9 protein-coding genes and 1 riboswitch are annotated in these 13,603 nt (G+C 76.2%); of the genes, 5 read left to right on the forward strand and 4 right to left on the reverse strand.

Annotated elements, in window-relative coordinates; all coding sequences use genetic code 11:
• Positions 1-464: 464 nt before the first annotated feature.
• The gene (locus G339_RS0115465) at positions 465-1,433 is read right to left on the reverse strand and encodes a GlxA family transcriptional regulator (protein ID WP_026341473.1); all 969 of its coding nucleotides are present in this window, start codon (positions 1,431-1,433) and stop codon (positions 465-467) included.
• A gap of 16 nt (positions 1,434-1,449) precedes the next feature.
• Here G339_RS0115465 and G339_RS0115470 point away from each other — a divergent pair, with 16 nt between their 5' ends.
• Positions 1,450-2,283 carry an NAD(P)H-dependent oxidoreductase gene (locus G339_RS0115470; protein WP_240489825.1) on the forward strand — a complete coding sequence of 278 codons (834 nt, stop codon included), beginning with the start codon at positions 1,450-1,452 and terminating at the stop codon, positions 2,281-2,283.
• A 342-nt stretch (positions 2,284-2,625) separates the two neighbouring features.
• Here the strand turns inward: G339_RS0115470 and def are convergent, their stop codons facing one another.
• Complete coding sequence (def, locus tag G339_RS0115475) at positions 2,626-3,153, reverse strand: peptide deformylase (RefSeq protein ID WP_019631991.1); 528 nt, start codon at positions 3,151-3,153, stop codon at positions 2,626-2,628.
• Positions 3,154-3,206: 53 nt separating this feature from the next.
• Positions 3,207-3,417: riboswitch (cobalamin riboswitch) on the forward strand.
• A gap of 127 nt (positions 3,418-3,544) precedes the next feature.
• Here def and metE point away from each other — a divergent pair.
• The 4 genes from metE (at position 3,545) to G339_RS0115495 (ending at position 11,360) form a co-directional block, all read left to right on the forward strand.
• Positions 3,545-5,806: a 5-methyltetrahydropteroyltriglutamate--homocysteine S-methyltransferase gene (metE, locus tag G339_RS0115480; RefSeq protein WP_019631992.1), complete on the forward strand. Its 2,262-nt coding sequence runs from the start codon at positions 3,545-3,547 to the stop codon at positions 5,804-5,806.
• Positions 5,807-5,909: 103 nt separating this feature from the next.
• On the forward strand, positions 5,910-6,950 hold the full coding sequence (locus G339_RS36720; RefSeq protein ID WP_019631993.1) for a cytochrome P450: 1,041 nt from the start codon (positions 5,910-5,912) through the stop codon (positions 6,948-6,950).
• 22 nt (positions 6,951-6,972) lie between these two features.
• Positions 6,973-10,065 carry an ATP-binding protein gene (locus G339_RS0115490; RefSeq protein WP_019631994.1) on the forward strand — a complete coding sequence of 1,031 codons (3,093 nt, stop codon included), beginning with the start codon at positions 6,973-6,975 and terminating at the stop codon, positions 10,063-10,065.
• 89 nt (positions 10,066-10,154) lie between these two features.
• Positions 10,155-11,360, forward strand: coding sequence for an FAD-dependent monooxygenase (locus G339_RS0115495; RefSeq protein ID WP_019631995.1), 1,206 nt, complete (start codon positions 10,155-10,157; stop codon positions 11,358-11,360).
• On the opposite strand, the gene G339_RS0115500 is transcribed toward G339_RS0115495, so the two are convergent.
• Both G339_RS0115500 and G339_RS0115505 read right to left on the reverse strand, forming a co-directional pair.
• Positions 11,351-12,292 (reverse strand): isopenicillin N synthase family dioxygenase, encoded by a 942-nt coding sequence (locus G339_RS0115500; protein ID WP_019631996.1) that lies wholly within the window; start codon positions 12,290-12,292, stop codon positions 11,351-11,353. The genes G339_RS0115495 and G339_RS0115500 overlap by 10 nt on opposite strands.
• 140 nt (positions 12,293-12,432) lie before the next feature.
• Entirely contained in the window at positions 12,433-13,566 is a 1,134-nt protein-coding gene (locus G339_RS0115505) for an MFS transporter (protein WP_033323324.1), read from the reverse strand.
• Positions 13,567-13,603 lie beyond the last annotated feature (37 nt).

Consider the following 13,603-nt stretch of genomic DNA (forward strand, 5'->3'; position numbering starts at 1 on the left):
CGCCCGCCGACAGTGCGGCGGTGCGGGCGTCGCCGGCCCGGCGGTGCGCCTTGCCGTTCTTCTTCGCGGGCTTGTCCGCCTTCTCGGCGGCGGCGAAAAGGATGTCTTCGATGTTTTGGGCACGCATGTGAGAACCACCTCCGGGCAGCATGGGGAAACAGCCGTGAATGGCTGCGGAAAAGGTGAAGGCCGAGGAACGCGCCGGAATCCGTACGCGAGCACGTCGGAATCTGGCGCGGGGACGCCGGAAGACGAGATCGCGAACCAACCGCATGTGGCGGCACGTGACAGCGCAGAACAGCACGTGGCGGCACAGGACGGTACGGGGACGGCGGGCGCGCTCGGCGCCGGAGAAGGGGAGCGGACCGCGGTGCGGCGGCTCAACCCGTGGGAATCAAAGCTCCATGCCGGACATGTTACCCGGACGGCTCCCAATCATGTCAACACCCGGAGAAGAAAAACAATCAGCCGCGGAACGCCGCGCGATAGGCGCTGGGCGTCACGCCGAGCGCGTCGTGGAAATGGTTCCGCAGCGAGACGCCCGTTCCGAATCCCGCCGCCCGCGCGATCTGGTCGACCGGCAGCGTCGTGGTCTCCAGGAGCTGGCGGGCGCGCTCGACGCGCCGCTGCGCGAGCCAGTCGCCCGCCGACATCCCGGTCTCCTCGCGGAACCGGCGGGTGAACGTCCGGACGCTCATCGCCGAGCGGGCCGCCAGTTCGCGCAGGGCGATCGGCCGGTCCAGCCGGTCCAGCGCCCACGCGCGCGCCGCCGCCGTGGAGGACTCGCCGGGCTCGGCCGGCACCGGCCGCACCACGAACTGCGCCTGGCCGCCCTCGCGGTGCGGCGCGACGACGATCTTGCGGGCGGCGTCGTTGGCGACGCCCGCGCCGTGGTCGCGCCGGACGATGTGCAGGCACAGGTCGATCCCGGCGGCCTCCCCGGCGGAGGTGAGCACCTGGCCCTCGTCCACGTAGAGGACGCCGTGGTCGACGGCGACGGCCGGGTAGCGCTCGCCGAGCAGCGCGCCGGACTTCCAGTGCGTCGTCGCGCGCCGCCCGTCGAGCAGGCCCGCCGCCGCGAGGACGAACGCGCCGGTGCAGACCGACGCGACCCGCGCGCCGCGCTCGGCGGCGGCGCGGACGGCGGCGGTGACGGCCGGGTCGGCCCCGTCCGGCCGCGCGTCGTCGCCGTCCGAGGCGGGCACGACGACCGTCCCGGCGGTGGCGAGGGCGTCGAGCCCGTGCGGCGCGGACACCGAGAAGTCGGCGGACGTCCGGACCTCACCGGGCACGGCAGCGCAGGTCAGGACCTCGTACAGCCGTTCCCCGGCCGCGTCGCGCGCCGCCGAGAACACCTGGTGGACGAGCCCCAGCTCCATCGGGAGCACGCCGTCCCTGATGACCACCGCCACGCGGTGCGGGCCTGCACTCATGGCCGGATTCTTGCACATGCTGGCTGTCGGGCCACTTCCGGGCCGCCGTCCGGCCCGCGCACGATGGCGGGAACGGAAGGAGAACGACATTCGCATCCTGTGGGTTTTCGCCCATCCCGAACCCGGCTCGCTGAACGGCGCCCTGCGCGACGCCGGGCTCAAGGCCGTCGCGGACCTCGGCCACGAGGTGCGCGAATCCGACCTGTACGCGATGGACTGGAACCCGGTCATCACCGCCGCCGACTACGGCGACGCGGCCGGGCGGCTCGTCGTCGGCCGCGACTCGGCCGCCGCGCACGCGTCCGGGACGCTCGCCGCCGACATCCGCGCCGAGCAGGAGAAGCTGCGCTGGGCCGACGCGGTCGTCGTCCAGTTCCCGCTGTGGTGGTTCGGGCCGCCCGCGATCCTCAAGGGCTGGTTCGACCGGGTGCTCGTGCAGGGCTTCGCGCACGGCGTCCACGCCGACGACGGCCGGGCGCTGCGCTACGGCGCGGGGCCGCTGAGCGGACGGCGCGTCCTGACAGTCGTGTCGACGGGCGCGCGGCCGGAGACGTTCGCGCCGCGCGGCGTCCACGGCGACCTGCGGCACGTCCTGTGGCCGGTGCTGCACGGCGTCTACTGGTACACGGGCATGGACGCGCTGGAGCCGCTGCATGTCGCGTCCGCCGACCGCGCGACGCCCGCCGACGCGGAGCGGCACGCGGCGCGGCTGCGCGCCCGCCTCGCGGGGCTCGCCGACGAGCGCCCGATCCCGTACCGGCACGAGAGCGGCGGCGACTACGACGACGACCTGGTGTTGCGCCCGCACCTCGCGGCCGGGGCGGCGGGCCTGGAGGCCCACCTGCGGTGAGCGGCGCGCGGCGCGCGGTTTCTTCATGTGCCGCGTGCGCACGTCGTGGCGCCCGCCTGGTGCGGGTGTCAGGAGACCGCGGCGCGCACCTTCACGTGGGGCGGCCCTGGGTGCCCATACGCGGTGAGTTTCAAGAGGTTGCGGCGCGCGGTTTCTCCATGTGCTGCGTGCGCACGTTGCGGCGCGCGCCTGCGGTGGGCGTCAGGCGGACGCGGTGGGCAGCGTCGCGTGCTGCGTGGTCGAGGCGGGTCGGGCGCTCGCGTGCCGTGAGTGCCAGGCGGATGCGGCTCGCAGCTTCCCTGTGCTGCGCGGCCGAGGCGATCGGCCTGGGCGCGCGCCTGGTCAGGAGGACGTCGCGCGCAGTTCTTCCATTTCCTGGAGCACGCGCTTGCGGACGCGCTTGGAGAGCCGGTCGATGTAGAGCTTCCCGTCGAGGTGGTCGGTCTCGTGCTGGAGGCAGCGGGCCAGGACGCCCGTCCCCTCGACGGTGATCGGCGCGCCCGTGGTGTCGAAGCCGTGGCACGTCGCGCGGTCGGGGCGCGGGACGGACGCGTGCGGGCCCGGCACTGACAAGCAGCCCTCTTCGCCGTCGTCCAGTCGCCGGTCGGGGCCCTCCGGGAGGACGAGCGTGGGGTTGGCGACGACGCCCTTGCGGTCCACGCCGTCCGCGTCGGCGCAGTCGTAGACGAACAGGCGCAGGTCGACGCCGATCTGGTTCGCGGCGAGCCCGACGCCGTCCGCCGCGTACATGCTGGCGAACATGTCGTCGACCAGTTCGGCGAGCGCGTCGTCGAACTCGGTCACGGGCCGCAGCGGCCGGTGCAGCACCGGCGTCCCCACCAGCGTGATCGGTCGTGCGGTGCCGCCCATCGGTGTCCCCCCGTCGGAAAGTCGAGGAGCCAAGGATAGGCGGCGGCCTGTCTATACTCGCCGTCGCGAGGGGTTCGCCCGCTTCCGGACGGGACGCGGGCGTCGCAAGAGGGAACCCGGTGGAAATCCGGGACTGCCCCGCAGCGGTGAACGGGAACGAAAGCCGTCAGACGCACTGGACCGACGCGGTCTGGGAAGCGACGGCCGGTAGGAGCGCGCACGTCGCCCGTGAGTCCGAAGACCTGCCCCTCGCCCGCGCGCCGACCGGCGCGCGGTGGTCCACGGCCGCGCGGGACGGCTCGGGGACGCGGTGGACCGGCCCGGAACGGGCCCGCTCGCCGTGCCCTCGTCGCGCGCGCCGTGGCGAGAGGCCGGACGAGGGAGCACCGCCTTGACCACGAAGACCACCACCGTCCTCGGCTATCCGAGGATCGGCCCGGACCGCGAGCTGAAGCGGGCGACCGAAAGCTACTGGGCGGGCCGCCTGGACGCCGCCGCCCTGCACGAGACTGCCGCCGACCTGCGGCGCGGCGTGTGGGAGGAGCTGCGGGACGCGGGCGTCGGCCAGATCCCGTCGAACACGTTCTCGTTCTACGACCACGTCCTGGACACGAGCGTCCTCGTGGACGCGGTGCCGGGCCGCTTCCGCCACCTCGACGGGCTCGACGCCTATTTCGCGATGGCGCGCGGCGCGGCGGGCGTGCCCGCGCTGGAGATGACGAAGTGGTTCGACACGAACTACCACTACCTGGTGCCGGAACTCGGCCCGGACACGAGGTTCCGGCTCGCGGACCCGGCCGGGTTCAAGCCGCTCGCCGAGTACCGGGAGGCGAAGGCGCTCGGCGTCGAGACGCGGCCGGTGCTCGTCGGCCCGCTGACGTACCTGCTGCTGGCCAAGCCCGCGCCGGACGCGCCCGCCGACTTCCGTCCGCTGGACCTGCTCGACGCGCTGGTCGAGGTGTACGCCGAGATCCTGGAACGGCTCGCGGGCGCGGGCGTGCAGTGGGTGCAGTTGGACGAGCCCGCGCTCGCCGCCGACCGCACCGACGCCGAGCTGGCGGCGCTGCGCCGCGTCTACGACCGGCTCGGCGAACTCGCCGCGCGGCCGAGGCTGCTCGTCGCGACGTACTTCGGGGAGATCGGCGGGGCGCTGCCCGTGCTCGCCGCGACGCGGGTCGAGGCGATCGGGCTCGACTTCGTCGCGGGCCCCGGGAACCTGGAGGCGCTGGCGGGCATCGGCGGGCTGCCGCGCCGCACGGTCGTCGCGGGCCTGGTGGACGGCCGCAACGTGTGGCGCGCGGACCTGCGCGGCGCGCTGTCCACGGCCGCCGCGCTGCTCGGGCTGGCGGGCGAGGTCGTGCCCGCGACGTCGTGCTCGCTGCTGCACGTCCCGATCTCGCTGGACGCCGAGCCGGACCTGGAGCCGGACGTCCGCGCGCGGCTCGCGTTCGCGCGCGAGAAGACGGCCGAGGTCGTCCTGCTGGGCCGCGCGCTCGCCGAGGGCCAGGAGGTCATCGCGGGACACGCGGCCGCGACCGCCGCGCCGCGCGTCGACAACCGGGTCCGGGCGCGGCTGGACGCGCTCGGCGCGGGAACGCCCCGCGCGTCCCGGGAGGCGCGCGCGGCGGCGCAGCGCAGGTCGCTCGGCCTACCGGTGCTCGCGACGACGACCATCGGGTCGTTCCCGCAGACCGACGACGTCCGCAAGGCGCGCGCGGCGCACCGGGCCGGGCGGATCGGCGTCGAGGAGTACGAGGCGGCGATGCGCGCGGAGATCGACCGCGTCATCGCGCTGCAGGAGGACATCGGGCTGGACGTGCTCGTCCACGGCGAGCCCGAGCGCAACGACATGGTGCAGTACTTCGCCGAGCAGCTCGACGGGTACGCGGCGACCGTCAACGGCTGGGTGCAGTCGTACGGGACGCGGTGCGTGCGGCCGCCGATCCTGCACGGCGACGTGACGCGGCCGGAGCCGATGACCGTCCGCTGGACGACGTACGCGCAGTCGCGCGGCCGCCGCCCGGTGAAGGGCATGCTGACCGGGCCCGTCACGATGCTGGCGTGGTCGTTCGTCCGCGACGACCAGCCGCTCGCCGACACCGCGCGGCAGGTCGCGCTGGCGCTGCGCGACGAGATCCGCGACCTGGAGTCGGCGGGCATCGGCGTCATCCAGGTGGACGAGCCCGCGCTGCGCGAGCTGCTGCCGCTGCGCGCCGCCGACCGCGCCGCGTACCTGGACTGGGCGGTCGGGGCGTTCCGGCTGGCCACGTCCGGCGTCGCGGACGGCACGCAGATCCACACGCACATGTGCTACTCGGAGTTCGGCGACGTCATCGGGGCGATCGGGGACCTGGACGCGGACGTCACGTCCGTCGAGGCCGCCCGCTCGCACATGGAGCTGGTCGACGACCTGCGCCGGGCCGGGTACGCGGCGGGGATCGGGCCGGGCGTGTACGACATCCACTCGCCGCGCGTCCCGTCGGCCGACGAGATGACCGGCGCGCTGCACCGCGCGCTGCGCGCCGTCCCGGCGGACCGGCTGTGGGTCAACCCCGACTGCGGGCTGAAGACGCGCGGATACGCGGAGGTCGAACCGGCCCTGCGCAACATGGTCGAGGCGGCCGGGCGCGTCCGCGCGGCGCTGGACGACTGATCGCGGGACGGCCCCGGGAGGTGCGGGTCACCTTTCCGGGGCCTTTCCTTCCCGCCGGACGCGCTGCATGATCGGGGCCAGGCGATGGCCCGGAGGCGATGGCATGGCGCTGGACACGGTGGACCTCGGTGCGGACCCGGTTCCGGACCCGCACGGCACGCTCGCGGCGGCGCGGGAGCGCGCGCGGGCGGTGCCCGTCCGGTACCGGGGCGAACGGGCGTGGCTGGTGACGCGGTACGCCGACGTCGCGGCGGGCGTCGGCTCGGCCGCGCTCGTCGCGCCGGACGCGCGGCCCGACGTCGGCCCGTACGCGGCGGGGCACCCGCTCGACCCGGTGCTGGCCGCCGAGCTCGCCGAGTGGGGCGCGACGCTGCGGTCCCTGGCGGACGGGCTCGCCGCGCACCTGGCCGGGCCGGCGGACCTCGTCGCGGACTTCGCGGCCCGGTACCCGTCGCTGGTGGTGTCGCGGCTGCTCGGGCTGGGCGGGACGGCGCTGCCCGAGCTGCGGTCGCTGGCCGCCGACCCGGCGGGGGCGGAGCGGTTCGCGCGCCGCCTCACCGGGCCGATCGCGGAGCGGCGCGGGGAGCCGCGCGACGACCTGCTGTCGCGGCTCGTCGCGACCGGTGCGCCCGATGACGAGATCGTCGGGTTCGTCCGGCTGCTGGTGCCCGTCGAGGCGGTCCGGCAGGGGATCGGGAACCTGCTGCACGGCCTGCTGACGACGCCGGACGCGTGGGCGCGGGCGCGCGCCGACGACGCCTACCGGGGCGCGGCGGTCGCGGAGGCGCTGCGCTGGGAGCCGCCCGCCGCGATCCGGCCGCGCCGCGCGACGGCGGCGCTGGCCTGGGACGGCGTGACGGCCGAGCCGGGCGACCTGGTGCTGCTGTCGCCCGCCGCCGCGAACCGCGACCCGGCCGTCTTCGCTGATCCGGACCGGTTCGACCCGGCGCGGGACGCGGCGGCGCCGGGGCTGGCCTTCCCGCCGGGCGTCCACGCGGACCTCGCCGGTGCGCAGCTCCGCGCCGCGCTCGACGCGCTGGCCGGTCGGTTCGCTACGGCCGCTCTGGCGGTCGCGCCGGACGAGATCGCCGTCGCGGGACTGGAGGTGCGCGGGCCGACCGCGCTGCCCGTCGTCCTCGGATGAATACGGGGCGATAATCACCCGTATGCGGTTCGGTGTCCTGGGGGAGACGCGCGCCTGGCGCGACGACGGCGCGGAGATCCCGCTCGGGGGTCCGGCGCGGCGCGCGCTGCTGGCGCTGCTGCTCGTCCGGCCGGGCGACGCGGTGCCCGTGGACCGGCTCGTCGCCGCGCTGTACGACGACGCGCCCGACGCCGAGCACGCGCTCCAGTCGCAGGTGTCGCGGTTGCGGCGTGCCCTGCGGCCGGACTGCGACGTCGAGCGGACGGCCGCCGGGTACCGCGTCGCCGTTCCGCCGGACTCGGTGGACGCCGCGCGGTTCGACGCGCTTGCGGACGAAGGACGTGCCCGGCTGCGTGCGGGGGACGCTGATGCCGCGGCCGAATTGCTGAGCGCCGCGCTCGCGTTGTGGCGCGGCGATGCGCTTTCCGACGTTCCTGAGTCCGCGCGGTCGGCGGACGCGGTGCGGCTCACCGAACGGCGGCTCGCCGCGCTGGAGGACCGGCTCGAAGCGGACGTGCTGCGCGGCGCGCCGCCCGTCGCAGAACTGCGCCGGCTCGTCGCGGAACATCCGCTGCGCGAGCGGCTGCACGGGCTGCTGATGCGCGCGCTCGCCGCCGACGGCAGCCCCGCCGGGGCGCTGGAGGCGTTCGCCGACGCGCGCCGGGTGCTCGCGGACGAACTGGGCGCGGACCCGTCGCCGGACCTCGCCGCGCTGCACGGGGAACTGCTCGGCGGCGTCGCCCCGGCCCGGCCGCCCGCCCCGCTCACGGCCCTGCTCGGCCGCGCCGACGATCTCGCCGGGGTCACGCGCCTGCTCACCGAGTCCCGGCTGACGACGCTGCTCGGCCCGGGCGGCGTCGGGAAGACGCGCCTCGCGATCGAGGTGGCGAACCGCGCGGGCGGCGAAGTCGTCTACGTCCCCCTCGCGTCGATCCCAGGCTCGGCCGCGCCCGGCCCGCGCGACGTGGATCTGGGCGGGCTCGGGGTGGCCGGGGCCGTGCTGGCCGCGCTCGGGCTGCGGGAGACCGGGTTGTTCGGGGGCGGGCTGGGTGGGCTGGACGCCGCCGTGGGCCGGGTCGCGGCGGCGCTCGGCGGGCGGGACGCGCTGCTCGTCCTCGACAACTGCGAGCACGTGGTCGAGGACGCCGCCGCGTTCGCGGTGCGGGTGCTGGCCGCGTGTTCCGGGCTGCGCGTGCTGGCGACGAGCCGGGAGCCGCTCGCGGTCACCGGGGAGCATCTGTGGCCCGTCCGTCCGCTGCCGTCCGACGCGGCCGTCCGGCTGTTCGCGGAGCGGGCCGCCGCCGTCCGGCCGGGGCTCGTCCCCGACGAGGAGCAGGCGCGCCGGATCTGCCGCGCGCTCGACGACCTGCCGCTCGCCGTCGAGCTGGCCGCCGCGCGGCTCCGCACCCTCGACGCCGCCGACCTCGCGGACCGGCTCGGGGACCGGCTCGGCCGCCTGGACGTCCTGGACCGGCGCGGGCGCGGCGCGGACGCCCGGCACCTGACGCTGCGCGCCGTCGTCGGCTGGAGCTGGGAACTGCTCCCGGCGGACGAGCAGCGCGCCGCCGCCCGGTTCTCGGTGTTCGCGGCGGGCGCGACGGCCGCCGCCGCGCGCGCCGTGTGCGGGGCGGACGAGGCGGTCCTGGACTCTCTCGCGGACAAGTCGCTGCTGGAGGTGTCCGGCGGCCGGTACCGGATGCTGGAGACCGTCCGCGCGTACGCCGCCGAACGGCTCGACGCGTCCGGCGGGACCGCCGACGCGCGGGCCGCGCACGCCGCGCACGCGCTGGCCGTCGCGCGCGGCGCGCTGCCCGGGCTGCTGGGCGGCGGGCAGCTCGCGCGGCTCGCGGAACTCGCCGCCGAGCACGACGACCTGCTCGCGGCCGTCCGGTGGGCGATCGGGTCCGGGGCGACGGACGTCGCGCTGGACCTGCTCGCCGCGCTCAGCCCGTACCTGCTGATCCGGGGCCGCACCGGGACGGCGTCCGCGCTCGCCGCCGACCTGCTCGCCGCCGTCGGCGCGGACCGGCCGTGGCGGGAGGAGCACGTCGCCTGCCTGCTGCTCGCGGCGGGCGAGTCCCTTCCGGACCCGGCGTGGGCCGCGCACCGCGCCGCCGCGGCGGACGTCCTGGCCGGGCCGCGGACGGGCCGGTACCCGTTCCTGCCGATGCGGTGGCTGATGGCCGCCGCGGGCGCGGAGGACACCTCGCTGGACGCGGCGTACGCGCTGCTCGCCGCCGAGCGCGCCGCCGCCGACCCGTGGGCGCGCGCCGCCGCGCACCTGACGTCGGGCTATCCGGCGCTCGCCGCCGGGGAGCACACCGCGGCGGAACGCGAGTTCACCGACGCCGTCGAACTGTTCCGCGCGGTCGGGGACCGGTGGGGGACGGCGCTGGCGCTGGACGCGCTCGCCGGACTCGCCGGGCTGCGCGGCGACACGGCGCGGGCCGTCGCGCTCACCGACGAGGCGCTGCTGCTCGCGGACGCGCTCGCCGCCGTCGAGGACCGCGCGGACCTGCTCGTCAACCGGGGCGACTACCGGGCGGCCGACGATCCGGCGGGCGCGCGCGCCGACTACGAGGAGGCCGCGCTGGTCGCGCGGCGGGCGGGCAGTCCCGCGTACGTCGCGGCGGCGCGGCGCGGGCTCGCGGACCTCGCGCTCGCCGCCGGGGACCGGACGGCCGCCCGCCGCCTGTACGAGGAGGCGCTGGCCGGGCTCGACCGCGAGATCCGGCTGGTGGACGCGCGGACGGGCGCGCTCGTCGGGCTCGGGCGGCTCGCCGCGCTCGACGGCGACTCCGGCCGCGCGGCCGGGCTGTACCGCGCCGCCGTCCGGGCCGCCGCCGACGCGGGCGCGGTGTTCGCGGCGGCGCGCGCGGTCGCCGGGCTGGCCGCGCTCGCGGCGGACGCCGATCCGTCGCGGGCGGCCCGGCTGCTCGGCGCGGCGGCGGCGCTGCGCGGCGCTCCGGAGCCGTCCGGCGCGGAACTCGCCGCCGCGCTCACCGCGTCCCTGGGCGAGGCCGCCTACACCGCCGCCCACGCCGCCGGCGCGGCCCTCGACCAGCACGCCGCCCTCACCGAAGCCCTGGCCGAGGACCCGGCCCGCACACCCTGACCCGCGTCACCCTGCGCGCGCGGTGCGGGGGAGCGGGCGGTGAGTCGCAGGTGAGTGCGCGGTGAGCGGGGTGCGTGAAGCTCTGCGGCATGAAGAACGTGCTGATCTCCGGCGCCTCGGTCGCCGGCCCCGCCCTCGCCCTCTGGCTCCACCGCGCCGGCTACTCCGTGACGATCGTGGAGAAGGCCCCCGATCTGCGCGACGGCGGGTACGCCGTCGACTTCCGCGGCGACGTCCACCTGGGCCTTCTGCGCAAGATGGGCGTCCTGGACGACATCGAGGCCGCCGAGACGAACATGGGCGCGACGTCCTACGTCAAGGCCAACGGCAAGCGGATCGCCACGATGCCCGAGGACATGTTCGCCGGGGACGTCGAGATCCTGCGCGGCGACCTCGCCCGCATCCTGTACGAGCGGACGCGCCCCTACACCGAGTACCTGTTCGGCGAGACGATCACCGCGATGCGGGAGGACGCCGACGGCGTCACCGTCAGCTTCGAGCACGCCGAGCCGCGCCGGTTCGACCTCGTCGTCGGCGCGGACGGCCTGCACTCGGGCGTCCGGCGGCTCGCGTTCGGCCCGGAGGAGCGGTTCGTCCGGCACCTCGGCCTGCACTGCGCCGTCTTCACCGTCCCGAACCACCTGAACCTGGACCGCGAGGGGCTCGGCTACGTGACGCCGGGCCGGGTCGCGCTGATGTACGCCGCGCGGGACAACACCGAGGCGCGCGCGATGTTCTACTTCGCGTCCGGTTCGCTGGGCCTGGAGCGGCTGAGCCCGGACGCGCAGCGGCGGCTCGTCGCGGAGACGTTCGCGGGCGCGGGCTGGGAGACCGACCGGCTGCTCGCCGCGATGGACGACGCGCCCGACTTCTACTGCGACGCGGTCGCGCAGGTGCGGATGGAGTCGTTCACGCTCGGCCGGGTCGCGCTGATCGGGGACGCGGCGTTCTCGCCGTCGCCGCTGTCGGGGATGGGGACGGGCCTGGCGCTCGTCTCCGCGTACGTCCTCGCGGGGGAGCTGGCGGCGGCGCACGGCGACCACGAGGCGGCGTTCGCCCGCTACCAGGAGAAGATCGCCGAGTACGCGCGCGGCTGCATCAAGCAGGGCGACGGCGTCGCGAAGTTCATGGTCCCGGCGTCGAAGGCGATGGCGGCGCTCCTGCGGATCAGCAGCAGGATGATGCCGTACATGCCGGGAAAGAAGGCGATGGCGCGCGGCGTGCGGCGCACGGCCGAGGCGATCTCCCTCCCCGCGTACCCGCTCGGCGAGGGAGACCGGGCGGCTCAGCCGTAGTTCGCCTCGATGCGCTGCCGCAGGTACTCGTCGGCGGTGATCGGCGGGTAGGCGGGGCTCTCGATGACGACGTCGCCGTCCGCCTGCGCGAAGAAGGCGATGCTGTAGCGGTCGCCCCGGTGGTCGCCGGTCACGCGGTGGAAGTTGGACCGCAGCCGGTCGCCGCTCCAGCGCATGAGCATGTCGCCGATGTTGCAGGTGATGGCTTCCTCGGACGGTTCGACGGACGTCCATTCCTGCTCGTCCATCTCCGCGCCGGGGCACACCTGGAGGCCGCCCTGGCCCGCGCGCTGGAACAGCAGGGTCAGGCAGTCGAAGTCGGTGTGCGCGCCCGCGCGCCAGACGTCGGGGGCGAGGTCGCCGGGCGGCAGCGCGTAGTAGTGCAGCAGCCGGAGCGTGCTGCGGTAGCGGGGGCTGGACGGGTCGTGGGCGCGCGCGAAGAAGTCGTCGTCGAAGCCGAGGCGCGTCGCGAAGCACGACAGCAGCCGCATCGCCAGGTCGCGGCAGCGGGCCTCGAAGTCGAGCAGCGTCGCGCGGAACTCCTCGTCCGGCCACAGCCCGGCCATGTGCGGGCGCGTGACCTGGTACGACTCCTTGCGGTCGGGGGTTCCGACGGACGGGCGGACCTGCGTCAGGCTCTCCCAGCCCGCGTTCGCGCCCTTCTTGAGGGCGTGCCGGGCCTTGGTCTCGTCCGGCAGGGCGAAGAAGCGCTCCGCCTCGGCGAACGCCGCCCGGACGGCCGCCGGGTCGATGCCGTGCCCGGTCACCTGGAAGAACCCGATGCCGGTGGCGGCGGCCCACAGCTCGTCGGTGATCTCGGCGCGGCACGCGGCGAAGTCGGTGAGGTCGACGCGCGGGACGGGCCGGTCGGTCTCGGTCCCACGCCCGCCCATGCGGGACTCGCGGTGCAGTTCGGTCAGTTCGTAGGGCATGGTGTGAATCCCCGCTCACGGGACCGCGCGCACTTGTCGAGGCGGCTTCCTCCGCAGCGCAATCCGAGGCAGTCGGTGCCCGTGATTACGCGCGGCCCCTGCGATGCCGCCATCATCGGCGATGGCGCGTGACGCGCGGGTTAAATGGTGCTCACCGTCCGGCGGTCCAGCGCGGCCGGGACGAGCGCCGCCGCGACCAGGCACGCCGTCGCCGCGAACGCGGCCTGGTAGGAGACGGCCTCCGCGAGGACGCCGAAGCATGTCGCGCCGATGCCGATGCCCGCGTCGTAGGCGAGGTTCCACAGCGCGCTGACCGTCCCGAACTCGCGTTCGGGGACGCGGTCGAACATCACGGCGAGCGTGACGTTCTGCGCGATGCCGAAGCCCGCGCCGAACAGCGCCGCCCCCGCGACGACCGCGGCGGCCTGCCCGGCGGCGAGCCCGGCGATCCCGGCGGCGGCCAGCACGACGGCCGGGACGAGCAGCCGCGCGCCGCGCGCGGCCCGGCCCGCCGCCCACCGCGCGACCGGCGTCACGCAGGACTGGACGAACAGCGCCGCCGCCGCGAGGCCGCGCGCGTCGCGGTCCACGGCCAGCGGCAGGAACGTCGCGACGACGCCGGACGCGATCGTCGTCGCGGCGAACACCAGCGCGGGCCGGGCGAGCGCGCCGCTGCGCAGCCCGGCGAGCAGGCCCGCGCCGTGGTCGGCGTCGGGGGTGCGGGCGGCGGGCAGCCCGGCCGTCGCCAGGAGGCCCGCGAGCGCGAGGACCCCGGCGGTGATCGCGACGGGCGCGAATCCGACGTGCTCGGTGAGCCGCACGCCGAGCGGCAGTCCGGCGATGGCGGGGACGCTGATCACGACGCCGTACACGCCGAGCGTCCGGCTGCGCCGCTCGGCGGGGACGAGCCCGGCGACCAGCGCCGTCCCGGCCACGACGACGACGCCGAGCCCGACGCCGCGCAGCGCGCACAGCGCGAGGACGGGCGGCAGCCACGACGTCGCCGCCAGCAGCAGCGCGGGGACGCCGAGCAGCAGCAGCCCGGCCGCCATCGTGGTGCGCGCGCCGAGCCGCGCGGTCAGGCGGGGCACGAGGGGTTCGGCGGCGACGGTGGCGAGCATCATCGTCCCGGTGGTCAGTCCCGCGCCCGCGCCGCCCCCGCCGCGTTCCGCGACGTGCAGCGGCACGGACGACATGAGCAGGTACATGTTGCCGAGGGCGGCGGCGGAGGCGGCGAACAGCAGGCCGAGCGCCCGGGACGACGAGACGGACATGTCGGACACTGTGCCGTCTCGGTGCAGCGCTCCAACG

It is taken from the genome of Actinomadura atramentaria DSM 43919 (genome assembly GCF_000381885.1).
GTDB lineage: Bacteria > Actinomycetota > Actinomycetes > Streptosporangiales > Streptosporangiaceae > Spirillospora > Spirillospora atramentaria.